This window comes from Phyllobacterium sp. CCNWLW183, from assembly GCF_037203775.1.
Lineage (GTDB): Bacteria > Pseudomonadota > Alphaproteobacteria > Rhizobiales > Rhizobiaceae > Phyllobacterium > Phyllobacterium ifriqiyense.
Map to the genome: position 1 here is coordinate 38,975 of NZ_JBBCBN010000003.1, position 26,018 is coordinate 64,992.

Here is a 26,018-nt window from a genome sequence, read left to right on the forward strand (position 1 = left end):
CATGAGCTGTTGTCCGGCGCCGGACCCGCTTTCTCAATGCTTTGAGAACTGGATTAGATTTTGAACCGTGTCATTCCACTCGTCCTCGCCGTCGCCCTCTTCATGGAGCAGATGGACTCGACTGTTATTTCGACATCCCTGCCAGCCATCGCGGCGGACATTGGGACGAGCCCCATTGCACTGAAGCTGGCATTGACGGCCTATCTCGTCTCGCTTGCGGTTTTCATCCCCGTAAGCGGGTGGATGGCAGACAGGTTCGGTGCAAAAAACGTGTTTCGTGCCGCGATCGTGGTGTTTGTTCTCGGTTCCATCGCCTGCGCGGTATCAAATTCGCTGCTGGCCTTTGTCGTATCGCGTTTTCTGCAAGGCGTCGGCGGCGCAATGATGACACCGGTGGGGCGTCTCGTTCTTGTGCGATCAACGCCGCGCAATGAGCTTGTGGGGGCAATGGCGTGGCTGACCATGCCTGCGCTGATCGGACCGCTATTGGGCCCGCCCGTCGGAGGTTTTCTCACGACCTATTTCAGCTGGCACTGGATCTTCCTGATCAACGTGCCGATTGGAATAATCGGGATCTGGTTTGCTACACGCTACCTGCCTTCCGTGGAAACACTGGTACGGCGGCCGCTTGATGTTATCGGTTTCTTTTTGAGCGGAATCGCCGCTTCCGGTGTCGTATTTGGGTTGTCGGTTGTCAGCCTGCCTGCGCTGCCCTCATGGGTAGGGCTGACAACACTTGCCGTTGGACTTGTATCTACCGTTCTTTATCTTTTTCACGCGCGCAACAAGCCAGAGCCTTTGCTGGCGCTCGATCTTTTCAAAAACCAGGTGTTCCGGGCATCCATCGTTGGTGGCAGCCTGTTTCGTATTGGCGTCGGCGCTGTCCCTTTCCTGCTGCCGCTCATGTTTCAGATCGGCTTCGGCATGACGCCCTTCCAGTCAGGCATGATTACATTCGTGTCAGCTTTGGGAGCGATGAGCATGAAGCTTGTGACAAAATGGTTCTACGCCAAGACCGGTTTTCGCAACTCGCTCATGTATGGGTCCGTCGTCGCGGCGGTCTTTATCGCGGTCAACGGGCTTTTCACGCCGGCAACGCCCTATTGGCTGATGATCCTATTATTGCTCGCCGGCGGTTTTTTCCGTTCGCTGTTTTTCACCGGAACAAATGCGCTGGCCTATGCGGATATTCCCAATGAACAGACCAGTCAGGCCACTCCAATCAGTTCTGTCGCACAGCAAATTTCGATAGCCCTGGGTGTTGCTGTCGCTGGCGGCATTCTTGAAGTGTCTACAAAGTTGCATGGAGGGCCGCTGCAACTATCAGACTTTCATACGGCATTCTTTATCGTTGCCGCGGTTTCCGGACTTGCTTGCCTGTCATTTCGCGGCTTGAAAGCGGACGCCGGGGCGGAGGTTTCCGGCCATCGGCCACGAATCAAGGTTGTTTCACCTGCCGAATAGCAATCAGACGTCTCTGCCCTTAAAGTCTCGGGCCAAAAGATAAAGTTCGACCGACTCTGCACGGGAAGCTGGCGGCTTGACATGATGCACGGATTTGAAGTGCTTCTTGAGAAGTGTCAGTACCTCATTTTCCGTGCCGCCCTGAAAGGTCTTGGTCAGGAAGTGGCCACCTGGGCGCAGAACAGACACCGCAAAATCGGCGGCAACTTCGCATAGGTGCGTTGTACGGATATGATCGGTACGGCGATGGCCCGTTGTTGGAGCTGCCATATCAGACATCACGATATCAGGCTCCCCACCCAAAGCTTCAATCAGTTTTTCCGGTGCAGCGTCGTCGAGAAAATCCATCTCAAGTAAGGTAACACCCGGCAGCGGATCGATATGCAGATAGTCAATGCCAACGACTGTCGGCTGATGTGCGGGCGATTCCACGATGGAAGCAGCTATCTGGCTCCATCCGCCCGGAGCAGCGCCGAGATCGATAATGCGCTGGCCCTTTTTCAAGATCTTGTAACGATCATTGATTTCGATGAGTTTATAGGCGGCGCGCGACCGATAGCCATCCGCCTTTGATCGCTGGACGTAGGGATCATTAATGTGGCGCTCAAGCCAACGGCGCGAGGATTCCTTGATCGTCCCGGCCTTCTTCTTGATCTTGGTGTGCAGCCCGCGCGTGCCTGTGCCGCCGCGTCCGCCTGTTGTCGTCTTAGCCATCTGGGCCCCTGTTTTCCGCGCTATATCAATCGCGCCTAATCTTGCTTATGCGCTGGGACGAAGCCAGCGATTGCGCCACGCGCCATCGCGCGACATGAGTTCGGTTAAAATACCTTCGCGAAGGCCACGATCCGCAACGCGTAATTTCTGGCTGGGCCACACATTGCGGATGGCATCCAGAATTGCGCAACCGGCAAGTACAAGATCAGCACGATCAGCACCAATGCAAGGATTTGCGACACGCTCGTCAAAACTCCACGACAATAGTCTGCTCGTCATTTCAGTCACATCGTCATTTTGCATCCAGATGCCATCAATACGGCGGCGATCATAGCGCTCCAGTCCGAGATGAATACCGGCCAGCGTCGTTACGGTGCCGGACGTTCCAAGCAAATGGAAATTCTGGCTTTTTACCAGATCGCCAAGCTTGTGACGCTCTGTAAATTCATTGATGAGTTCAGCAACGTGATCGACCATGACCGCGAAATTATCCGTCGTCACGTCGCGGCCGCCAAAGCGCTCAGCCAGTGTTACCACGCCAACCGGCAGCGAGGTCCAGGCTATGATGTGCTCCGCCAACCGGGGTGAGCGACGCTCGGAAACGTCAATCAATGCGATTTCGGAAGATCCGCCACCAATGTCGAACAGGACCACCGCGTCAGTCTCCCGCTCGACCAATGTGCCGCAACCGGAAACAGCGAGCCGGGCTTCAGTCTGGCGATTGATGATTTCGAGATCGAGTCCCGTTTCATCCTTTACCCGCGCCAAGAACTCTTCACCATTTGAAGCTTGTCGGCAGGCTTCGGTTGCAATCAGGCGCGCACGCCGCACATCATGGCTATCAAGCTTGTCCCGGCAAACTTTCAATGCCTCAATGGCACGATTCATTGCGTTCTCGTTCAGCCGGCCTGTGGCGCCAAGCCCTTCGCCCAGACGAACGATGCGGGAAAACGCATCCACGACCCGAAACTGGCCGGGGCGCGTGGGAGAAGCAACGAGCAACCGGCAATTATTCGTACCCAGATCCAGCGCGGCATAGAGCGCGGCTCCTGAGTGCCGGTTGTCTTTACGGACCGCATCTTGAATTACAGGCTGTGCCGCTGCCGATGGCTGAACTTGCAAGGTGACCACGCTGGCTTCAGCGCTCTGCACAGGGCCTTTATTGCCTGCGCGCCCACGACGGCGAAAGCGATTTGGCCGTCGCTTTTTAGCTGGTTTGGCGGCTGCGGCCGCTGGACTGACAGCGGCGGGCGCAGATGCAGCCGTCGATACGGCATTCTCCGCCAAAACAGGAGCCTGCTTTGACTTGCCACGCCGTCTGCGGCGCGCACGTTTCTTGGGGTTCGGGTCGAAGCGCCGTTCTTCGGAACCGGAAAGGCTACCCTGTACCTCTTGCACGGGATTACCATGTTGTCCGGACCCGTTCTTGGCAGAATCACTTGCACCATTTGGCACATTGATTCCACCAGACGCCCCATGCGGCGCCAATGAGGCACCCAGTTCGGGGTCTTTCACTCTTTTATCCTTTGAGCACCGCGCGAACCATCGAAGGACGCAAAGCAAGGCGCTTTTCAATTAATGTTGGAGATAATGTAACACGGATTGGCGAATATCCAAGAGACGTTTTACCGCCTAACTGTCGAGAAGGCTCGCATCGCACCTTTTGGCTCGTTCAGCCAGCCAGTTTTTCAATCTCGCCCTCGGTATTTTCTACTGCCTTCCACCCCGTGGATTGCAACAGCATTGAACTGGCAACAAGGTCGCCGTTCAACGTGGCCCAACGATCGCGCTGCCCCGTGATACGTGCCGCAATATCCATGATCCAGACAGGACATGTGAACAATGAGGGGTTTCTTTTGACACCCCGACGCAGGGCGACAAGTATCTGCGCAACTGTGACCGGGCTACTATCGGCGACGATGAAGGTTCCGCCATCGGTTTTTGGTTGATTGAGGCAATGAATTACAGCGTCACAAAGTGACGAACGATGAACAAGAGACCTTTTGCCGGCGAGGGATTTGAATGGAAGCGGGATCGGCAATGCCGCAAGTTTTATCAAAGCCGCCAGATTGCCCTTTACACCGGCACCGTAAACCAGGACTGGCCGCAATATCGTATAGTTTCTCCGGGGCATGAATTTGGCTATGTCGATTTCTGCGTGTCGTTTCGCCCGCCCGTAATCGTCAGTGGGCTGTGGATCATCTGATTCAAGCACGACACCCTGAGCAATATTGGCGCATTGCGCCCTTATTGATGACATGAAAATGAACTTGCCTGTAATGGCTTTATCCGCGGCCTTCGCCAGTCTGGCTGGAAGAACATGGTTTACTGCATTGTATATTTCAGCGCCATTTTCCAGCCTTGTATGCGCAATGGCTGCCAGATGAACCACATGATCGACGCCATCCAGAATAGTCTCGAAAGCGGCGTCGGGCTCATCATGAACTGGCAAACGAACAGTTTTTACTCCGGCAACGACACCCGTTGCTCCGTCTCTCACAGCGGCAACCACCCGATATCCCGATGCCAGCAAAAGCGGAACAAGCTCAGTTCCGACAAAGCCCGTGGCCCCGGTAACAAGAACAGTAGCCGAAGCCATGTGATTCATCCCTTTCAAGAACTCCTATTAAGAGCAAAATAGAACGAGCAATAGAAGTCAGTAATTTTAACTCATGTTCCAATACCTCATCGGAACAAATGATTTTCAATCACGTTGTACGAGGCCAAATATCAAAAGGCAGTGCTTTTGATCCTGAAGATTGACAGATGTTCTGATTGATAATTCGCGCATAAGTTGTATTAGACCATTGTCACAATTTTGAGACGAATCCCATGCTCGATAATGACCAGCAGCCAGTACAATTAACTGGATTATTGTTCTTGGCTGCAATCGCTGTGATATTTTTAATCATTGTATGGCTAATTGGTTCGACTTTTGTTCGGCCTGAAACCCCGCCGGCTCCGCAAAGCTGGAACAAGTCTGGCGTAGTGGGCGTTATCATAGGCTGAACGCTCCGCATCGGGTTAAGCGCTTCGTTAATGCTCCCGGCGCAGCTAGGCAGGAGATCGAAAATGTACTCACGAACAGCCAATTTTTGGTTCAATTTTGCAATATTTGCTGTGTTTATTGCACTGCTGCTTATGCTCAATCCGTAAGAATATTCCTAAATTGAGCAAATAAGAGCGGCAGGGCTGCCGCAATCAAAAACTGAGCCCGTGACACGCCCGAATTAAACCTCTAAGCTTCTGTATTGTAAAATCGTCTTTTGGCCAGGCTTGGCTTTTCGCGGCGTCAGAGGTTTCGGCCGCCAATTCATTCCAAACGACTGATTCCGTGAAGTATCCTGGTATAACCGGTAGGAGGCACCATGGCCAAGGGTCAGCAACGCAGCAACAAAGAAACGCGCAAGCCAAAAAAGGAAAAGGTCGCAGCGAAAGCAGAAGTTCCTTTTAGCTCGATGATGAAAAAGGCAGAGGCAACCACGCCTAAGGGCAAGCCGAAAGCTTGAATCAATATGTGCCGGCCAACATGGCAAACCATGTTCCGGCACGTTCTCATTTTGTGGAACAAAAAGAGAACAAAATCCTTTTCAAATATGTTCGGTTGTGGCAGTATTTTTGGAAAGGAGATTCCTATGAACGCCATCTTGAGACAACCAGAAGATGAAATTGATGAAGCTCTCGCTTATCATCAGGGTGATGCAAGGGCGACCGTGGCTGCTCTTTTAGCCGAACGCGACTTTCTTTTGCGCGAAATCGAATATGCAGCTTTGGCAATGTCATATGGTTTCGCCCGGGGATGGCGGCCGTCCGGTCAAAAGATTGTAAGATAGACTTGGCAGCCGTCGCGTGTCATTATTGTAAGCTAACAATGTGAGACACGATGAAACATAGTCCAAAACAATTGCCCGAAGTCGGTGTGCGCCCGAAGCGGGTGCTCAGCCCCTCAGAGCAGAAAAGTCTGGCTACCACAGCTGCCGCCTCCGCCATCATCAATGATGAGACCAATAAGTGGGAGAGCAAGACAGCCCGGCTAAAAGCGCTTCGTCTTGCGAAAGAAGCTGCCGACGAAGCCGAACTTGCGGCGCAACCGCCAAAAGCAGCGCCTAAATCCAAAGCCAAGGCGAAAGTCTCCCGGGCGACAAAAGCCAAGTAGTTACTGCCTGCCAGAGCACCTCAAGGGCGAGACTGAAGGAGCTATTTGTGATTTTCTGCACACAGAAATCGAGAAATAGTTTTCAGTTAAAATTCTTATGTGCTAATTGATATATTAGGCTTGGCAAAGTCTTTATATTTATTTCTGGCGGTCCGCATTGACGAAACAGGTGCTTCGCCTTATATGTGTGATATCGGTATTTGGTAGTTAGTTAACAGTTTTATTGCGTCTCAGGCGCTCTGAAAGATCCTTCTTCAAAAATCGAGCTAAAAACTGCATGGCGCGTCGTGCCCTGTATTAAGATATTTCCATTGAAAGGGTTCATCATGAGCACTGGAACAGTAAAGTGGTTCAATTCCACAAAGGGCTTCGGCTTCATTCAACCTGATGACGGTTCGGCAGACGTGTTCGTTCACATCTCCGCAGTTGAGCGCGCTGGTATGCGCAGCCTCAATGACGGTCAGAAGATCAGCTTCGAATTGGTCCGTGACAACAAGTCCGGCAAGATGACTGCTGATCAGCTTCAGGCTGGTTGATTATAATTCGTCTTCGCGGTCTTTGACCACGGATGTACTGGCACTGATAGCAAAGATGAATTTGAGAGGGTCGGGTTTTCCCGGCCTTTTATTTTGCCTGGATTTCTGGCGGCCTTATACCTACGGTCGGCAGACTTTGTTCAACCGTCATTGCCTCACGCAGAATTTGCGGTCACATCCGCGATGGACAGGTTTATGAACCCAAGCGTCTCGCTAGCTTTGCACCATGGCGCCCCGCTTCAACACGCTTGACGCCGCAAACTCTGGGCATCCTGGGAAAAGGCGGCATTCTCCATGACATTTCAGCGCAAGCACCAAGAAAACACTGGAAAGACAGCGTTCTAACCCACAAGGTACGATTCGGTTTGACAGCCTGCTTTTCGCGGCTGATGTGTGGTTCGAAGGAGTTCCCATTCATGAAAGTTCTCGTCCTTGGCAGTGGCGTCGTCGGTGTCACGTCGGCCTGGTATCTTGCGCAGGCAGGACATGAAGTTGTGGTGGTGGATCGCCAAGCGGGACCCGCACAGGAAACCAGCTTTGCCAATGCCGGAGAAATTTCACCGGGATATTCATCACCTTGGGCAGGTCCCGGTGTCCCGGTAAAAGCCATCAAATGGATGCTGATGCATTTTGGCCCGCTTGTCGTGCGGCCGAAATTCGATCCCTACATGGCGTTATGGCTGGCAAAAATGCTGCGCAACTGCACATCTGCACGCTATGCGCGCAATAAGGCTCGGATGGTGCCTGTTGCAGAATATAGCCGCGATAGTCTCAAGGCGCTTCGCGAAGAAACCGGCATCACCTATGATGAGCGCACGCAAGGGACGCTGCAGCTTTTCCGCACCCAGAGCCAATATGATGGCACCGGCGGTGATATTGATGTTCTGAAGCAGTTTGGCGTGCCTTATAATCTGCTTGACCCAGAAGGCTGCATTGCAGCCGAGCCCGCATTGGCCAATGTGCGCGGAAAGTTTGTCGGCGGCTTGCAATTGCCTGGCGACGAAACGGGTGATTGCCAGATGTTTACCGAAAAGCTGGCGGCGCGTTGTGCCGAAGCAGGTGTGACCTTCCGGTTCAACACGACGATCACGTCCATTAATACGAGCACGAACAAGATCGCCAGTGTTTCGACGGAAACAGAAGAACTGACCGCTGATGCCTATGTGATCGCGTTTGGCAGCTACTCTCCCTTCCTGCTACGTCGCATCGGGGTGCATATTCCCGTCTATCCGGTGAAAGGCTATTCCATTACCGTTCCGATCACCGATCCTGCTGGCGCGCCGGTTTCGACCGTCATGGATGAAAGCTACAAGGTTGCAATTACTCGCCTTGGTGATCGTATTCGCGTCGGCGGCACCGCTGAGATTTCCGGCTATGACCTGACATTGCGCGAAGCACGCCGGGGAACATTGGCTCATTCGGTCGGCGATCTGTTCCCCAAGGGCGGCGATATTTCAAAAGCAAGTTTCTGGACGGGCCTGCGCCCAATGACGCCCGATGGCCCGCCAATCATCGGCGGCGGGACAAAATATTCCAATCTTTATCTCAATACCGGCCATGGGACGCTAGGATGGACCATGGCATGCGGGTCGGGCCGCGTTCTCGCCGATCTGGTATCTGGCAAATCCCCGGATGTCGACCCATCGCCACTTAACATCAGCCGCTACGGCTGATGTTAAGACCACGTTCAATCCGCACTAAGTGCTTTAAAACATTACAAATTGTTTAGGTTCACATTCAGTTTTCGTTCATCTCGCCAGAGATACAACCATTGCGTGTCTGAATAATCATGGTCTTTCCCAAACCATGCAGCTCACGAGGAAACGAAAATGAAAAAAATCGCTCTGGCAGCAATTGCCATATCACTTCTAGCCACGCCCGCAGCTTTCGCCCAGCAGCGACACGACCAAGGTCGCCATTACGACCAGCAACGCGAACATGTCGTCAAAAAGCGCATCGTTACCAAGAAGGTCGTTGTGAAGAAAACACGCTGGTCGCGCGGTCATGCATTACCGTCAAGCTATCGTCGCAACGTGGTGCGCGACTATCATCGCTATCACCTGCGGACCCCGCCACGTGGTTATCACTGGGTAAGAGCTGACGATAATTACGTGCTGATCGGCATCACATCCGGCATCATTTCGGCGCTGGTTCAAGCCCGATAAACAGAAGACTGAAAAGCGGCGACCTCCAGCGCCGCTTTTTCAGTCTATGAAAACGCGAACAGTAGCCGCCCGCCCCATCGAATCGACAACCGTCAAAGTCGAATATCCTCCACCATCCGGCGTCCATTGATTGACTCGTCTGCGCGACATATCCGGCAAAGGCTTGCCATTGGCCAGCCAACGGAACGGCGCTCTGCCGCCTTGCAGCTTCAATATGAGCGGGTTTATATGGCCTCCTTGCTTGGCGCCAAGATCGACTCGCGCACCTTCCGGTGGATAAATTATCTGCGGCGCGGGTTCCCGTGTTGATGAGGCGAGAAGCCCGCTTGGCGTCATGGAAAACCGGCGTTGACTTATGGGCAATTCCGCCTGTGCAACTCGCGCTGCTCCAGCCGGTGCACGGGCCAAAGGCGTTATTGCAATGCCGGATTTGGCAAAACCCTCAAACAGGATAGGCGCCGCGGAGGCGAACCCTGTTATACCCGGGACAGCACCACTATCCGGCCGCCCTACCCAAACACCAAGTACATAAGCCCCATCAAAGCCCACTGACCAAGCGTCACGATAACCATAGCTTGTACCAGTCTTGTACGCGATGCCACGCTGGCCCGCGCCCAAAGGCGGCATGACGCCGGACAGGATATCGGCAATATGCCAGGCAGCGACAGGTTCAAGCAAAGGCTCACCCTCAATGACCGCGGGCTTTTCCCGGATACCATCCCCTAACTGTACTGGCCTGCCCTGATTGGCCAGAGCAGCATAGAGCTGGACAAGATCTTTCAACGTCGTACCGACGCCGCCAAGTCCAATTGCTAATCCGGGGGCCTCATTGGCTGGCAGAACCGGACGCACGTCAGCGCGGCGGAAACGAACCATCAAACGCGTTGGCCCAACCACATCGAGCAGACGCACCGCTGGCACATTCAGCGACAATTGCAATGCCTGCCTGACGCTGACATCACCTTGATAGCTCATATCGAAATTGCGCGGCCGATAGCCGAAAAAGTCTGTGGGACGATCTTCAATCATCGTTTCCTGGCTGACCAGACCATCTTCAAAGGCAAGCCCATAAATGAAGGGCTTCAGCGTCGATCCCGGCGAACGATTGATGCGCGTCATATCTATCCAGCCCGAACGGCTGGCATTAAAATAATCGGCGGAACCAACTTCTCCAACGATTTCGCCAGTGCGGGCATCAGCCATCACCATGGCGACAGACAGTTTCGGACCGAGCTTCACAGCTGCATCACGCGCAACAGTTTCCAGTCCTTCCTGAACCTTACGGCGCAGGGTGGTCTGATGACGTTTGACTTGCGGTTCTTTTTTTGCGGCAGCTTCTGCAAGGTGAGCTGCAAGGGCGGGGAGTTGCAGACGGCGGGAGGAGACGGGGATCAAGCCTGCGCGTTCAGCCTCGCCCTCCCCGACAATTTTTTCCACCGCCATGCGTTTGAGAACGCGTTCTCGCGCATTTGTCGCCGCACCAGCATTACGGTCTGGCCTTCGCTTTTCCGGTAATTGCGGCAGAGCAACCAGCAATGCTGCTTCCGAAACGCTCAAGCGACGTGGTTCCTTGCCGAAATAGCTCAAGCTTGCCGCGCGAACGCCTTCAAGATTACCTCCGTAAGGAGCGCGCGTCAGATAGAGATCGAGAATCTGCGATTTGCTTAAGCGGCGCTCGATCTGCAACGCCCGCACGACTTGCTGAAACTTTGCCGTGAGCGACCGGCCTTCCCGAGGCTCGATAAGCCGGGCAACCTGCATTGATAAGGTAGACGCACCAGAGACGATGCGTCCATTAGTGACCAGCTGGAAGGCAGCCCGTCCCAAGGCCAGAGGATCAACGCCCCGATGGTTCATGAAGCGCTGATCCTCATAGGCGATCAGCATACGCACAAATTGCGGGTCAACATCCTTGGTCTTTGTACCCAGTCGCCACCGGCCTTCAGTAGTTGCAAAGGCACGCAACAACTGGCCATCCGCGTCAACCACTTCAGTTGAGACCTCGCGCGCTTTTTCAAGAGGCGGCGGGAACGCATGATCCGCCGCGTCGAGTCCAAAGGCCAACAGGGTCGCCAATACAAGATTGGCAGAAACGCCGATGCAGAATGTCCGCCACGTAAGCATTATTGTGCTTCGACGACCTCCATGCGGCCAGAGGCAGTGCGGGCAGAAAATTGCGGGCGATACATGTCCTCGACACTAGCGGCAGGATGGCTGTAATTGCCCGGTGTGACGGCGCGAACAACGTAAGCAAGCGTAATTTCGCTATTATCGCTGGCGACCCGATCAAACGCAGCAACGAAACGATCACTACGGAACTCCGTGTGAGCCGCCTCGACCTCACCTATCCAGTCAAAATTGGTCAAGCTGGCACTATTGACCAAGCCGGGATTGTCGATCTCAAAACCAGCGGGCAACAGATCCGTAACCAGAACACGCGAGGGCCATCTATTGTTCTCTGTGATCTTCAAGACAACGACATAGCGCTCATTCTGCTTGGCCTCTGTGACGTTGGCCTCGCTACCATCAAGCGTGTAATAGGTGCGTTCAATATTAAACCCATCACCGCCCGCCGGCAGGGGCTGCGACGGTGCAGCAACCGTAGTGACAACTGCGGAAAGCGGAGCGGAGCTGGTGTTCGTAACTGTCACGGGCGACGCAATCAGTTCTTCGCCTGTAAGCTGCGACGCATAACTACCTGCATGGGCTACACCGTTAATATCGAGCTTCAGATCGCTGTCTCCGTCTTGAATTGCACGCGCAGCAAGGAGCATCCATGTCTGTTCCTGGGTGCTGGTGTACCGAGCGCTTTCCCATTGTTCAGCAACGATTTTTGACAGTTGCGGAATGATAGCCGGAACCGGGCGGCTCTCGGCTGCCAGAGCAAGAACGGCAGCGCCATCACGCAATGATGAACCATAATCGGAGCGCACCAGGCTGACATTGCTCAACAACGATGTCTTACCGACAATATCGGTAAAAATGCTTTGCGAGCGCTGACCATCGCCATAAAGCGAAAGCGCAGCAGCTATGTGTGCTTTTGCAAGGGGCGTCGGAAACTCCGAAAGCATCGTATCGGCATAGTAGCGAAGATCGCTGATTGCGGCCTTGCGATTGCGGGCCAATACGTAGAGCGCATAGGCTATTTCATTTCCTTGATCCTTGACATTCACGTCATAGCTCAACGAATTCTGGAGATTATCCAGCGCCTGAACCAACGCCTGTTCAGGCACGTCATATTTCTGTTCGCGTGCTCGTGTCAGGAAATCCGTGACATAGGCATCGAGCCAAAGATCGCCCGAACCTGGGCTCCACAGGCCGAAACTGCCGGACGAAGACTGATAGGCAAGCACGCGGTATATGGCTTCCTGAACGCGTTTTTGAACATCGCCATCATCAGCTATACCCGATTTCTTTGCCAGTTCGCTCATATATAGCAAAGGCAAGGCGCGGCTGGTGGTCTGTTCGGCGCAGCCATAAGGGTAGCGATCAAGCGTCATCAGCAGAGCAGGAATGTCGAACGCCGTTGATCGTGTAACGTTGAGGCTAACCGAAGCGCCCTGCAGGATACTCCCGGCAAGCAATTCACTGTCCACTTTGACACTGGCATTGGGTGCAAGCTTGATTGGCTTGCGCACAGTCATCGGCAATGTTGCTGGACGAACCGGAAGATTCAGCGTTTGTTCAAGCGACATGCCGGCGGTATTTGACAGTTTCACCGAGACAACGCCATCGCCGGGATGAACGCCAACAAGCGGCAAGGTAAGGTCGAATTTGCCGCCAGCGGTCAGGTTGATCGCCTGCGATGCGCCGGGCTGCTCTACCTCGACGGCAGGATTGCCGGTGACCTGCACCTGATATTCACCAGCAGGCGCGTCGGTATTGGCTATATCAAGCCGCAAGGATGCTTTGTCGCCAGGCGTCAGGAATTTTGGCAGGCTTGCTGTCACTACCACCGGGTCACGGATAATCACGTCAGAGGTGGCATGCCCAACGCCGGATTTGGACCAGGCGACAGCCATGACCCGCGCCGTGCCATTGAACTGCGGGATATCAAAAGTGACGTTCGCCTTACCTTCCGCATCAAGCTTTACGGGCCCGGAGAAGAATGCGACGAGCTTTTCAGTTGGAGGATTACCCTGCATCGGCATTTGAGCGCCGTCGCCGCCGGTACGCAGTTTCCCTGTTGCGCCCTGCGAACTATCAATCAGACGCCCATAGAGATCGCGGATTTCGAGCCCAAGCTGACGCTGGCCAAAATACCAGTTATCAGGATCAGGAGCCTCGTAACGAGTCAGATTAAGAATTCCGACATCCACTGCAGCCACGGAAACAAATGCGTTCTCATTTGCGCCAGCGCCTGCAACCTGCAATGCGATGTTGAGTGGTTGGCGTGGCTCGGTTTTTTCCGGAGCTTCAAGCTTGACTGCCAGCTTGCGATCGCCGGGATTCACATTCAGCCACTTAATACCGATGGCTCGCATGGGCATATGCGTTTCCTGTGCATCGCCCGGACGGAACAACGTGGCCGTGACATAGGCTCCTGCACCCCAATCGGCGGTGACAGGAATATCAACTTCGCCGCCTTCCGCACCAATGCTGGCTCTGGTCGTTGCCAGCAGGCTTTCAGCGCCGACTGTCACCAGCAATTCGCCCGCGAAACGCGAGGAAACTTTCAGCTTAGCGATATCACCAGGCGCATATTGCTCCTTGTCCAGCGCAATTTCGAGGCCGTCAGGTGTTTCCGTCGATGCGGCTTCAACATAGTAACCAGCGTCGAATTCGACGCTTGATGTGGGACCATCCGCAGCGGCTGTTTCCACTTCCAACCGGAAACGTCCCCATGTCACGGGAAGTGAAATCGCCCCGCCATCCGTGGTGGCATCAACTGTGCCATTGGCAACCTGCTTGGTCGACAAAATAGGCTCGTACTTCCACGAGCTGCCGTCGCGATACCACTGATAGTTCCGCTCGACGCTCAGCAGCTTCCATGACAGACCTTGCATGGCCTGCTTCTGCCCATTTGCATCAAGCGCTATGACGTTAAACTTGCCAACGGAATTCTCGCTGAGATCGCCGGAAAACTCCGGCTTGATCCCAATCATCGAGCTTTCGGATTTGACTGGCAGCGTCAATGAACGCTCAACAGCGCGTCCGCCTGCTTCCTTCAATCGTACAACCACATTTGCATTCAATAATTGTGTTGTCGAAGGGGCGTCGGCAATGGTCACTTCAAACGTCGCCTTGCCGTTTTCGTCCAATGCTTCGGCAGCTTCGATCGGCACGGTTATTGGTTCACTTGCCTGTTCGTCGGCCAACCCGAAGAAGTAACCTTTGAAATCCTCTCTTTCGCGCGTGGGCTTGAGAATGACCTCGCCTTCCGCAAACAAACCCGCAGCAGGAGCGCCGTATAGATAGCGCCCGTCAATAGTGACAGATGCGGGCTGGCCGATCTCCAATGATTTGGCGTCGCTTGTCAGATCGAACTCGATACGGTCGGGCACGAAATCCTCGACCATGAATTGCTTTTCCGCAATTGAAGACCCCTTTGGGTCGGTGAATATCTGCATCGTCCACGTGCCGCGCATGGCATTGGCCTGCAAAGCCAGATCCAACGTGTGGCCGCCCAAATTCTCTCCATCACTAACCATCCGGCGGTCTTCTACGCCATCTGGACGCTTGAATACGAAAGTGAGTGGCAGTTTCTCGATAGCATTTGCAGCGTTGTCACGCGCGAGAGCCGAAACGTGGACCGTTTCACCTGCCCTGTAGATGCCACGCTCGGTCCAAGCCAGAATATCGATAGCGCCAGGAGCCGCGCGGCCCGTAACACCGCGATCCGAAAGGTCGAAACCGGCTCGGGTCATGTCCAGAAAGACATAATCGGCATCACCGTTGCGGGCGGTGATCACGGCGGGAACCATGGCTGCAGTGCCGCGCATTAGCCCCGCACTGAACGTCGCACGACCATCCGTATCGGTTGTCGCGGTGCCGAGAATTTCGTTGTTCTTGGCAAGCAGCTGCAACTCAACGCCGATAAGCGGCTGGGCACTGGCAAGCGAGCGCACAAATACGTTCAGGCCATCGGTGCCTGTATATGTCGACAAACCAATGTCTGAAACGACGAACCATTGGGTTGCCAGCGCTGCCCAATCATCCTGCTTTGCTTCAGGTGATACGGCGGTCAACACATAAACGCCGGGCTTGCGCTGCGGCAAGGCCTCGTCGACAGGGAAGCTGGTGACAACGTCCTTGTTCAAATCGGTCTGAATATCAATCGTGCCTTCCCAAATGGCTTCACCCGCCTCGTCCTGCAGTCTTTGAGCGCTGTAACCTTCCAATTGCGTAAGGAATTGCGAACTCGTCAGCAAAGGCGCAATACCGCGATCGCCGATGCGGTAGAGTTTCAGCTTGGCGCTGCTGGTATTGACAGACACAATAGGAATGCCGCGACGGGCCGTGCTGGGCAAAACGAAACTGTCACCCGTAAACCGAACCATGGCTGTGCGGTCCTTGACGTAAATATCAAGGTCGACTTGCCGCTCCAAAGATTCACCCACCGATGAAGGAAGACCGGCACGCAGCGCGAGCTTGTAGCGTTCACCATGTGTCAGACCTTCGGCGCAGATCTCACTACCCTTGGCTTCAACGCTTTTCGCCGGCACGCCGTTCAGTGTGACGAAGGGCGTGTAATCCGTCCCCATTTTTACCAATGGTTCTGAGAACTGAACGCAGGCACGTGCTGTCGCACTGTCAGCATCAATCGTGTGATTGACCACACGGAAGCCCTGACGCGCCTGCAGATCATTGAGTGCTGCCCGAACTGTCTTTGCTTCAACCAGTTCCAAGCTTGCCTTATAGGCATTGATTGCCGCCCGGTAATTTTGCGCAATCTCCAGGGACGTTCCCAAGACGGAAAGGGCTTCTGCGCGGCTTTGTGTGGTGCGTGACAATTGATAGGCATTAAAAGCAGCTAACGCAGACTGACCACCCCTGTAGCGATCGCCTCCAACATTTCCAGCTTTTGCAAGCTCCAGCCATATGTCTTCATTGCCGGGTGCGAGCGACAAAGCAGCCATATAATTCTCGAGAGAGGTAGGAACTGCGCTGTTTCTTGCAAGCTCGATAAGCTTGTCAAAACCCATCGCTTTTTGAGCATCGGTTGCCGACAGATTGGCTTTGATCTCACGTGCATCGGTGATGAACTGCTCCGAAACAAACTGCACTTTAGGAGCGGCGCCAATATCCGGTTCGACTGAGGTCTCCACGACCTTTCCGGCAAAGACACCCGGGAAGCTCTTGAGCTCCTTGAAGTCTGATTTCAGGAAGCACCACTTTACCTTGGGATTGTAGGTGAAGGCTTTACACGCCTGATCTGCAAGACAGACGGTTTCGCATTGATCCAGCGTAACATCTTCTTCCGTGCGCAGATCAAACCCGAAATAATCGCTGTCCTTCGTAGTGACGATATCGCGGTTAATTTCCGCGGCCCCCGCCGGTAAGATGGAGGTAAAAAATGTGAGGAGAAGAGCCAGAAGCCCAAACCTTGCGCGCACAGACATATCGTCCTCCCAACGCCACTACTGATCCTGATGTTGGGCACTCTTTAAACTTCGTCGTGACTTGTCAACAGACCATGCAACTTACGGCTGAAATCTATGACATTGTTACAGTAAAAAGGCCCCGAAGGGCCTTTTTACTTCGCTGGAGCAATTGCTCACTGGAAGAGAATGATGGCCTGTTTGATGGTAACCCAAACACCCCACAGGATCGGGATACCAACAGCTGCCCAGGCAATTGCCGCCTTTGCGTCGAGACCGCCATGACCTATGCCGAACGATCCGCTTGTGCCCGCTTCCACGACCTTTGTCTTGGCCTGTAGCGCAGCAACTTCCGCATCCGACATGAACCATTTGTCTGCCAATGGCCGCACGAACAGATTGGCTACCAAACCGAGCGCCAACATGCCAGCCAGGATATACATTGTTCGATCATAGACCTGATCACGCGGGACACCCGCACTGATCTGGAATTCACGGATGTAATTGACCACGACGGGTCCCACGATACCGGCAGTCGCCCAAGCGGTCAGCAAGCGGCCATGAATAGCTCCAACAAACTGCGTTCCAAATATATCGGCTAGGTAGGCCGGTATAGTAGCAAAGCCACCGCCATACATCGACAAGATCACGCAGAAAATAGCAACAAACAGCGCCTGGCTACCCATATGTGCTGCGGTTGGTGCCAAGGCATACAGCGCTATGCCCAGCGCAAAGAAGGTGTAGTAGGTTGCCTTACGGCCGAGACGGTCGGAAAGTGACGCCCAGAAGAAGCGCCCGCCAATGTTGAACAGTGAAAGCAAACCGGTAAAACCAGCCGCAATAGCTGCGACCGCAGTTTTTTGCGATGCGTCCAGTTGCGTAAAACTGACATCGGGAAAGCCAATCAGCTTGCCTGCAAATATCTCCTGAAGCATTGGCGAAGCCATGCCGATCACGCCGATGCCAGCCGATACGTTGAGGCATAGTACGGCCCAAATGAGCCAGAATTGCTTGGTCTTGTGCGCATCCCGCAAATGGACGTGACGCGTGGTAATCATGGCCTTGCCGTTAACGGGCGGGGTCCAGCCCTCCGGGCGCCAATTTGCGGGAGGAATACGATAGCCAAATGCGCCGCACATCATGAAAACAAAATAACCGGCGGCCATGACAAGCAAAGTCTGCCAAACGCCAACAGATTCCGGTGTCTTGAAGTAATTCATCAGAAGATTGGCCAGTGGCGCTCCGATCATCGCACCGCCACCAAAGCCCATGATCGCCATGCCTGTTGCCATGCCGCGTCGATCCGGAAACCATTTGATCAAGGTCGACACCGGAGAAATATAGCCAAGCCCAAGGCCGATACCGCCGATAACGCCTGCGCCAAGCCACATCAGCCACAATTGATGTGTCATGATGCCGATGGCTGCTATGACCATGCCGCCGCACCAGCAGAGGGCTGAAACAAGACCCGCCTTGCGAGGGCCTGCGCGCTCCAGCCAACCGCCCCAAATTGCTGCGGAACAGCCTAGGAGCACAAAGAACAGCGTGTATATCCAGCCGAGATCGCTGACACGCCAGTCACAACTGGTCGTAAAGAGAGCCGTTACAAGGTTGAGATCAGCACAGGCGACGGATTGTTCAATCCCGATCGAGCGGGACAATGGCAGCCAGAAAACACTGAACCCATAGGCCATGCCGATACATAAATGAATTGCCAAAGCGGCTGGCGGGACGAGCCATCGATTGAAACCCGCCTTGGCGACAATGCGCTCGCGGTCGAGAATTCCAGCGGTTCCTACCGAACCTCCTGCTGTTTGGTCAATTGCAGACATACAATGCCCCTCCCAAGGTTTGCATTAGAAAACAAGCGATTAAGTTGGATCAGGCCGAAACGGTGCCCGGCTTGCGTATCTGCTTTGCAGCTTCAAGGACCAAGGGATCCAGACCGTTGTCCGGCTGTTCCAGTATGTCGAAAAGCTGCTGGCGCATGCGCGGTTCCCAGAAGTGGTTGATATGCTCGGCAACACCCGCCGCTGCCTCATCCATCGGTTGAGAGTGAAAGAAGGTTGCAATCTGATTGGCCATATAGACCAGTTTTTCCGCCGTGGTTTTATGGCTTTCACTATCCATATTGCACCAATCTAACAGTTGGACTTTGTATAAGGGTCGAGGCAGCAGGATCGGGATTGAGATGCGGCCGCTGCGGCTTTTCATCTGTGTCGGAGCCGATTTGCGCTGCGGCGACCGGGATACGTTCCGGGCGCGTAAACACATCAAATTCATCGCCGCGAACCAAGGCAACGAGCGTTAGTCCGGCGGCATGGGCCGTGCGAATAGCAAGCGCTGTCGGGGCAGAAACCGCAATCAATACTGAAGCACCAATGATCGCTGCCTTCTGGACCATTTCAATGGAAACCCGGCTGGTTACCACAATAGCACCGCTGCTGCCTTCAATGCGCGAGCGGCACAGATTGCCAGCCAATTTGTCGAGCGCATTGTGTCTTCCGACATCTTCACGCGCCGCTACAATGCCTTTTCCCGGTTGATAGAAACCAGCGGCATGAACAGCTCCCGTTTCCTTGTGAAGAGGCTGTATTTCTGAAAGCAGTCTTACCGCTTGCGCAATGTCATCTGGTGCCAGTTCCAATTTCACCTTGTCGACGGAGGAGACCGGTTTCAATGCCTGCTCGATTGATTCAATTCCGCAAAGACCGCAACCAACGGGCCCCGCCATGCGGCGGCGGCGATCACTCAAATCCTGTCCTGCCTCGCCTGCAAGCCTGATCTGGATATCAATGCCTTCAGCATGGTCTTCAATGTTGATTTCATCGATCTGTTCAAGCCGCGAGATAATGCCTTCGGAAAGACTGAAACCAACGGCAAAATCTTCCATGTCAGAAGGGGTTGCCATCATGACCGCATGGGTCGTGCCATTATAGCTGAAGGCGACCGGTGTCTCTTCCGGCACGGCACGGTCGCCGCTGGCATAGCTGGCGACTGCGCCATTCAAGCGGCGAGTGATCCGCGGTACGAGTTGGCGTGCGGGGCGCTGTTCCACGTTTATTCTGCCGCGTCGAGTATTTTGATCCGGCGACTTTGGCGGGCCTGTTCATCATATTGAACCTGCCAATCGCTTGGTCCGTTGGACGCACCGACCTGAACCGCAGTAACCTTATACTCCGGACAGTTTGTTGCCCAGTCGGAGAAGTCGGTCGTGATCACATTTGCCTGCGTCGTGGGATGGTGGAAGGTCGTGTAGACCACGCCGGGCGAGACACGATCCGTAATAAGCGCGCGCAAGGTGGTTTCGCCGGACCGGCTGCTGATCTTCACCCAATCGCCATCACGGATGCCGCGATTTTCCGCATCATGCGCATGAATTTCCAAACGGTCCTCTTCATGCCACATGACATTGTCTGTGCGGCGTGTTTGTGCGCCGACATTGTATTGCGACAGAATGCGGCCTGTTGTGAGCAAAAGCGGGAAACGCGGTCCCGTCCGCTCATCAGTCGCAACATATTCCGTACGAATGAACTTGCCCTTTCCGCGCGCAAAACCATCAATGTGCATGATTGGCGTACCAAGAGGGGCCTTTTCATTGCACGGCCACTGAACCGAACCTTCTTTTTCAAGCAGCTCATAACTGACACCAGCAAAACTGGGTGTGGTCATGGCAATTTCATCCATGACCTGTGACGGATGGGTATAGTTCCAATTGAGGCCCATCGCTTTGGCAAGATTTTGTGTAACTTCCCAATCCGCATAGCCATTGAGCGGGCTCATCACTTTACGCACCCGGTTAATCCGGCGCTCGGCATTGGTAAAAGTGCCGTCCTTTTCGAGGAATGTAGAACCCGGCAGAAACACATGGGCGTAGTTTGCGGTTTCGTTCAAAAACAGGTCATGGACGACTACACATTCCATTGCTTCCAGACCGGCAGCAACATGTTTCGTATCGGGATCTGACTGCAGGATGTCTTCACCCTGAATGTAAATGCCCTTGAACGTGCCGTCGACGGCTGCATCCAGCATGTTTGGAATGCGCAAGCCCGGCTCGTCCTGAATTTTGACGCCCCACAGCTTGTCAAAAATATCTCGTGTCGATTCATCGGAAACATGGCGATAGCCGGGAAGTTCATGCGGGAACGAACCCATATCGCAGGAACCCTGCACATTATTCTGGCCGCGCAGAGGATTAACACCCACGCCCTTGCGGCCGATATTACCGGTTGCCATTGCCAGATTGGCGATGGCCATGACCGTAGTAGAACCTTGGCTATGTTCTGTTACGCCAAGGCCGTAATAGATGGCTCCATTGCCACCAGTGGCGAACAGGCGTGCTGCTTCGCGCAGGGTTTGCGGGTTCACACCTGTCAGTTCTTCAATGGCTTCCGGGCTATGTTCCGGGCTGGAAACAAATGCAGCCCAATCCTGAAATTCTTCCCAGTCGCAACGCTCGCGAATGAACTTTTCGTCGAAAAGACCCTCTGTAACAACCACATGAGCCAGCGATGTGACCACAGCGACATTCGTGCCCGGGCGCAGTTGCAGATGCTGGGCTGCAGAGACGTGGGGCGAGCGCACCAGATCAATCCGGCGTGGATCGACGACGATGAGTTTTGCGCCCTTGCGCAAACGCTTCTTCAGACGCGAGGCGAAGACAGGATGACCATCGGTCGGATTTGCACCAATGACCATAACGACATCCGTATGCTCAACGCTGTCGAAATCCTGCGTACCGGCAGATGTACCAAAGGTTGTCTTGAGACCATAGCCGGTTGGCGAATGGCAGACACGGGCGCAGGTATCGACATTATTGTTGCCGAAACCGGCGCGGACCAACTTTTGTACGAGGTATGTTTCTTCATTGGTGCAGCGGGACGAAGTGATGCCGCCAACGGAATTGCGCCCATATTGATATTGCAGACGGCGGAATTCATTAGCGACGTACTTATATGCCTCGTCCCAGCTCACTTCGCGCCAAGGATCTGTAATTTTCTCGCGGATCATTGGGTTGAGAATGCGATCCTTGTGTGTGGAATAACCATAGGCAAAGCGGCCTTTGACGCAGGAGTGACCACGATTGGCTTTGCCATCCTTGTAGGGAACCATGCGAACAAGTTCCTCACCACGCATTTCTGCCTTGAACGAGCAGCCAACGCCACAATAGGCGCAGGTCGTGACTTTGGAGTGCTCGGGTTGTCCTATCTGGATGACCGATTTTTCCGTCAGTGTCGCGGTAGGGCATGCCTGCACGCAGGCACCGCAGGAAACACATTCACTATCCAGAAAGTTTTCGTGCATGCCCGGAGAAACGCGACTGGAAAAACCACGGCCCTCAATCGTCAGTGCAAATGTGCCCTGCACTTCTTCACAGGCACGGACACAGCGCGAACAAACGATGCATTTCGCCGGATCATAGGTGAAATAGGGGTTGCTTTCATCCTTAGGCATCCAGCGATCATTGGCGACGCCCTCTGCCTTGGTGAAAACATGGTTGTCGCCTTCATAACCATAGCGAACATCGCGCAACCCCACCGCACCTGCCATATCCTGCAACTCACAATCGCCATTGGCAGCGCAAGTCAGGCAATCGAGCGGATGATCGGAGATATAAAGCTCCATCACGCCTTTACGGATATCCTTCAGGCGCTTGGTCTGCGTATGGACCACCAGACCTTCCATTGCAGGCGTGGTGCAGGAAGCCGGAGTACCGTTGCGGCCTTCGATTTCAATCAGGCAAAGACGGCAGGAACCAAATGCATCAACCATATCGGTGGCGCAGAGTTTCGGCACCTGAATGCCTGCTTCCATCGCGGCACGCATCAGGGAAGTTCCTTCGGGAACCGTCACCTCATTGCCGTCGATGGTGAGCGTGACCATCTTCTCCGAAAGGGAAGCTGGCGTGCCGTAGTCGATCTCGTGAACCAGTGACATGGTGAACTCCTATTCCGCCGCAACGGCAATTGGTGCCGGGCGAAAATCTTCAGGAAAATGATTAAGAGCGCTCATAACGGGATAAGGTGTGAAACCGCCCAAGGCACAGAGCGAGCCGAATTTCATCGTATTGCAAAGATCAGTGAGAACCGCGATTTGCTTTTCCGGCTCGATATTGGCTGAAAGGCGATCCACAACCTCAACGCCGCGGGTAGAACCGATACGGCATGGCGTACACTTGCCACAGGATTCCACAGCGCAGAATTCCATGGCAAAGCGTGCCTGTTTCAGCATATCGACACTGTCGTCAAAGACGACCAATCCGGCGTGACCGATAAGACCGTCCTTGGCTGCAAAGGCTTCGTAGTCAAACGGCGTGTCGAAAAGCGAACGTGGGAAATAAGCACCCAGTGGACCGCCGACCTGCACCGCTTTTACCGGACGGCCCGTGGCAGTGCCGCCGCCAATATCATCCACGATCTCACCAAGAGTAAGACCAAAGGCAGCCTCAAAAAGCCCGGCATATTTGACGTTGCCAGCTATTTGCAGCGGAATGGTGCCACGTGAGCGGCCCATGCCGAAATCTTTGTAGAACGCCGCCCCCCTGTCCATGATAACAGGCACCGAGGCCAAGGAAATCACATTATTGATGACGGTAGGTTTGCCAAACAGGCCCTTATGCGCGGGAAGCGGTGGCTTGGCGCGTACGATACCGCGACGCCCTTCAAGACTTTCAAGCAAAGCCGTTTCTTCGCCGCAGACATAGGCCCCGGCGCCGACGCGAACCTCGATATCGAAAACATATGACGAACCGAGCACAGAGGCTCCCAGTACTCCAGCCTTCCGCGCAACTTCGATGGCTTCATTCATTACTGCAATGGCATGCGGATACTCAGAACGAATGTAGATGTAGCCCTTGGTCGCCTCAACGGCGATGCCGGCAATCGCCATGCCCTCGATGAGAACAAAGGGATCGCCTTCCATGATCATACGATCAGCAAAAGTGCCGCTATCGCCCTCATCCGCATTGCAGACAATATATTTTTGCGGCGCCAAAGTATCGAGCACCGTTTTCCATTTGATGCCGGTCGGAAAGCCAGCACCTCCGCGTCCGCGCAGTCCGGATTCGGTTACCTGAGCCACGATCTCGGCCCGCGACAAGGTCAGAGCGTTCTGCAGCCCCTTCAAGCCGTCATGGGCGCGATAATCATCAAGCGAGACTGGATCAGTGATGCCACAACGCGCAAATGTCAGGCGTGTCTGTTTGGACAAGAACGGGAGATGCTCTGTAAGACCAAGCCAAAGCGGATGCACCCTGCCCTCGGCCAACCCGCCATCGAGCAAGGCTGCAACGTCAGAGGCCTTGACGGGCCCATAGGCTACACGGCCGCCGGGCGTTTCGACCTCGACCATCGGCTCAAGCCAGTACATGCCACGCGATCCATTGCGTATGATTTTTGCATCCAGCTTGCGTGCGGTGATTTCGTTTTCGAGCGTCTTTGCGACTTTTTCAGCGCCGAGTGCCAAGGCACCGGAATCACGCGGGACATAGAAGGTGATGCTCATAGCCGCACCTCCGCAGCAATTTCATCGAGGCGCTCAGCGTCCAGGCGACCAATAACTTCGCCATCCAACATCGCGGCAGGCGCACAGGCGCACAGGCCAAGGCAGTAAACCGGTTCGAGCGTTACCGCGCCATCTGTCGTGGTGCCATGCCAGTCAATGCCAAGCAACTGGCGCGCGCGGTCCGCCAATGCATCGCCGCCCATTGATTGACAGGCTTCAGCCCGGCAAAGCTTCAGGACATGTCGGCCACCTGGATGATCGCGATAATCATGATAAAATGAAAATACGCCGTGAACTTCGGCACGGGAAATATTGAGGGCATGTGCGATCAAAGGAAGCGTTTCCTGTGGCACATAACCAAACTCACCCTGCAACTCGTGCAAGATGGGTAATAGCGGCCCGTCTCTGCCCTTGAATTGATCGATAATGCCTATCGCTCTAGCTGCGATATTGGTACTTGCGCTCTGCATTTTGTGCAGCGCCCTCCCTAATTTCTCCTCGTGACTTAGAACAGATCAAAAAACTGATATATAATCAATATCATTGTCTCGTTGAACGATAGAATATTTCTATCAAAAAACTTCCATTGTGAGTGCCAAAGCGCGTGCCTCATGAAGGAGGGCTGATACAAGCGGCGTGTAAGGCTCCCGATCTGCTGTGACCAATCCCACCAAATGACGCGCATCAGGCTCCACAATCGGAATGGAACGAATTGGCTCGGCAAAACCCAGAGTCTCAGAAAGATTCAGCGGCATGATGCTAACCCATTTTCCGGTGCGGATATGGGAAAAGAGGACAATCATCGAATTGGATTCGAGTGTCGGGTGAACCTCCACCCCAGCATCCTGCAAGTGCTTGTTGATAAGCCGGCGGTTCTGCATATCTTTCGTAAGCAAACATAGGGGCAGTTGACCCACCTCGGCCCATGTGACGGACGTCCTGTCCGAATAGGTATTGCCCGCCGCAGTAATCAATTGATAGCGCTCGGAATAAAGCGGGACCGAGGTCACACGCCCGAGAGGTTCATTATCAAGATAACTAATACCGGCATCGATCTCGAAATTACTGAGCAGCGTCAAGACTTCCAATGATGTTCGCGACGTAATGGAAAAGGTGACATCGGGGTGCTTCTCTCTGAAAGGCGTGGTGAGCTTGGACACCATGGCCAATGCGGTTGGAATGGCGGCAATCTTCAGGTGTCCGGCCAGTCCAAAATGCGCTGCGCGGATTTCTTCACGCATTGTTTTCGTGTCGCCAACAATTCGCCGCGCCCATTCGAGCACGCGCTGGCCCTCGGATGTCAAACCATTGAACCGCGAGCCGCGCTGAACAAGAACAGCGCCCAGCGTATTTTCAAGCTGACGAATTGCTGCTGAAAGCGTCGGCTGTGTCACACCGCATTCTTCCGCAGCGCGGCCAAAATGCTTATGGCGAGCCAATGCGATAAAAAATTCCAACTTGTCGATCATCCAGACTCTCCTCCACAAAGACTCTAGAGCAAATGAGCAAGCCTTCTAATGCTGGGCCGCTTTGGTCTGGCAAAGAGTTTTGTTTGATGTATGTTGCGCTCAACATCCACGATTTCCAAGGACATGAAAATGGATATTCGTCAGATTGACGATCGCTACGCCGTGACGGGTCAGATTTCACCAGACGACGTTCGCGATATCGTTGCCGCTGGCTACGGCGCGCTCATCTGCAATCGGCCGGATGGCGAGTCGCCAGACCAGCCAGATTTTGCAGAGATCGCCAAAGTCGCAGAAAAGGCCGGTATTCCCGTTTATTACGTACCGATTATAGCCGGACAGCTAACGCAAGATGATGTCGATGCCATGGCTTCCGCGCTTGAACAAGCTGAAGGCCCGGTTCTCGCCTATTGTCGCTCAGGCGCCCGCTCAACCAATATTTACGGGATTGTGCAACAGCAGAAGGGTTAGAG

Annotated in this window: 20 protein-coding genes; 8 read left to right on the plus strand and 12 right to left on the minus strand. The window is 54.1% G+C overall.

Annotated elements, in window-relative coordinates:
* The first annotated feature begins 60 nt into the window (after positions 1-60).
* Positions 61-1,464 (plus strand): DHA2 family efflux MFS transporter permease subunit, encoded by a 1,404-nt coding sequence (locus tag V9K95_RS08320; protein ID WP_115055178.1) that lies wholly within the window; start codon positions 61-63, stop codon positions 1,462-1,464.
* A 3-nt stretch (positions 1,465-1,467) separates the two neighbouring features.
* On the opposite strand, the gene V9K95_RS08325 is transcribed toward V9K95_RS08320, so the two are convergent.
* From V9K95_RS08325 to V9K95_RS08335, 3 genes are all read right to left on the minus strand, one after another.
* Positions 1,468-2,178 (minus strand): RlmE family RNA methyltransferase, encoded by a 711-nt coding sequence (locus tag V9K95_RS08325; RefSeq protein ID WP_115055179.1) that lies wholly within the window; start codon positions 2,176-2,178, stop codon positions 1,468-1,470.
* A gap of 45 nt (positions 2,179-2,223) precedes the next feature.
* Complete coding sequence (locus tag V9K95_RS08330) at positions 2,224-3,693, minus strand: Ppx/GppA phosphatase family protein (RefSeq protein ID WP_115055180.1); 1,470 nt, start codon at positions 3,691-3,693, stop codon at positions 2,224-2,226.
* A 157-nt stretch (positions 3,694-3,850) separates the two neighbouring features.
* Complete coding sequence (locus tag V9K95_RS08335) at positions 3,851-4,777, minus strand: NAD-dependent epimerase/dehydratase family protein (RefSeq protein ID WP_336440530.1); 927 nt, start codon at positions 4,775-4,777, stop codon at positions 3,851-3,853.
* A 769-nt stretch (positions 4,778-5,546) separates the two neighbouring features.
* On the opposite strand from V9K95_RS08335, the gene V9K95_RS08340 reads away from it, so the two are divergent.
* From V9K95_RS08340 to V9K95_RS08365, 6 genes are all read left to right on the plus strand, one after another.
* The gene (locus V9K95_RS08340; protein WP_307283087.1) at positions 5,547-5,687 is read left to right on the plus strand and encodes a hypothetical protein; all 141 of its coding nucleotides are present in this window, start codon (positions 5,547-5,549) and stop codon (positions 5,685-5,687) included.
* Positions 5,688-5,813: 126 nt separating this feature from the next.
* The gene (locus tag V9K95_RS08345; RefSeq protein ID WP_115055266.1) at positions 5,814-6,011 is read left to right on the plus strand and encodes a hypothetical protein; all 198 of its coding nucleotides are present in this window, start codon (positions 5,814-5,816) and stop codon (positions 6,009-6,011) included.
* 50 nt (positions 6,012-6,061) lie between these two features.
* The gene (locus tag V9K95_RS08350; RefSeq protein ID WP_115055182.1) at positions 6,062-6,334 is read left to right on the plus strand and encodes a hypothetical protein; all 273 of its coding nucleotides are present in this window, start codon (positions 6,062-6,064) and stop codon (positions 6,332-6,334) included.
* Positions 6,335-6,660: 326 nt separating this feature from the next.
* The gene (locus V9K95_RS08355; protein ID WP_091881096.1) at positions 6,661-6,870 is read left to right on the plus strand and encodes a cold-shock protein; all 210 of its coding nucleotides are present in this window, start codon (positions 6,661-6,663) and stop codon (positions 6,868-6,870) included.
* 416 nt (positions 6,871-7,286) lie between these two features.
* Positions 7,287-8,543 carry a D-amino acid dehydrogenase gene (locus V9K95_RS08360; RefSeq protein WP_336440531.1) on the plus strand — a complete coding sequence of 419 codons (1,257 nt, stop codon included), beginning with the start codon at positions 7,287-7,289 and terminating at the stop codon, positions 8,541-8,543.
* 156 nt (positions 8,544-8,699) lie between these two features.
* Positions 8,700-9,035: an RcnB family protein gene (locus tag V9K95_RS08365; RefSeq protein ID WP_115055184.1), complete on the plus strand. Its 336-nt coding sequence runs from the start codon at positions 8,700-8,702 to the stop codon at positions 9,033-9,035.
* Positions 9,036-9,074: 39 nt separating this feature from the next.
* Here V9K95_RS08365 and pbpC read toward each other — a convergent pair whose 3' ends face one another.
* From pbpC to V9K95_RS08410, 9 genes are all read right to left on the minus strand, one after another.
* Positions 9,075-11,159, minus strand: coding sequence for a penicillin-binding protein 1C (gene pbpC / locus V9K95_RS08370; protein ID WP_336440532.1), 2,085 nt, complete (start codon positions 11,157-11,159; stop codon positions 9,075-9,077).
* Positions 11,159-16,597 carry an alpha-2-macroglobulin family protein gene (locus V9K95_RS08375; RefSeq protein ID WP_336440533.1) on the minus strand — a complete coding sequence of 1,813 codons (5,439 nt, stop codon included), beginning with the start codon at positions 16,595-16,597 and terminating at the stop codon, positions 11,159-11,161. The genes pbpC and V9K95_RS08375 overlap by 1 nt, the downstream gene beginning before the upstream one ends.
* Before the next feature lie 155 nt (positions 16,598-16,752).
* Entirely contained in the window at positions 16,753-18,408 is a 1,656-nt protein-coding gene (locus V9K95_RS08380) for an OFA family MFS transporter (protein ID WP_336440534.1), read from the minus strand.
* Between the two features lie 49 nt (positions 18,409-18,457).
* Positions 18,458-18,706, minus strand: a complete 249-nt coding sequence (locus V9K95_RS08385) for a formate dehydrogenase subunit delta (RefSeq protein ID WP_115055188.1) — start codon at positions 18,704-18,706, stop codon at positions 18,458-18,460.
* Positions 18,699-19,634 (minus strand): formate dehydrogenase accessory sulfurtransferase FdhD, encoded by a 936-nt coding sequence (gene fdhD / locus V9K95_RS08390; RefSeq protein ID WP_442958549.1) that lies wholly within the window; start codon positions 19,632-19,634, stop codon positions 18,699-18,701. Before fdhD ends, V9K95_RS08385 begins: the two co-directional genes overlap by 8 nt.
* 2 nt (positions 19,635-19,636) lie before the next feature.
* The gene (gene fdhF, locus V9K95_RS08395) at positions 19,637-22,513 is read right to left on the minus strand and encodes a formate dehydrogenase subunit alpha (protein WP_336440535.1); all 2,877 of its coding nucleotides are present in this window, start codon (positions 22,511-22,513) and stop codon (positions 19,637-19,639) included.
* A 9-nt stretch (positions 22,514-22,522) separates the two neighbouring features.
* Positions 22,523-24,079: a formate dehydrogenase beta subunit gene (locus V9K95_RS08400; RefSeq protein ID WP_336440536.1), complete on the minus strand. Its 1,557-nt coding sequence runs from the start codon at positions 24,077-24,079 to the stop codon at positions 22,523-22,525.
* Positions 24,076-24,549, minus strand: coding sequence for a formate dehydrogenase subunit gamma (locus V9K95_RS08405; RefSeq protein WP_336440537.1), 474 nt, complete (start codon positions 24,547-24,549; stop codon positions 24,076-24,078). Before V9K95_RS08405 ends, V9K95_RS08400 begins: the two co-directional genes overlap by 4 nt.
* 102 nt (positions 24,550-24,651) lie before the next feature.
* Positions 24,652-25,548 (minus strand): LysR family transcriptional regulator, encoded by an 897-nt coding sequence (locus V9K95_RS08410; protein ID WP_336440538.1) that lies wholly within the window; start codon positions 25,546-25,548, stop codon positions 24,652-24,654.
* 129 nt (positions 25,549-25,677) lie between these two features.
* Between V9K95_RS08410 and V9K95_RS08415 the strand changes: the two genes are divergently transcribed.
* Positions 25,678-26,016: a TIGR01244 family sulfur transferase gene (locus tag V9K95_RS08415; protein WP_336440539.1), complete on the plus strand. Its 339-nt coding sequence runs from the start codon at positions 25,678-25,680 to the stop codon at positions 26,014-26,016.
* Positions 26,017-26,018 lie beyond the last annotated feature (2 nt).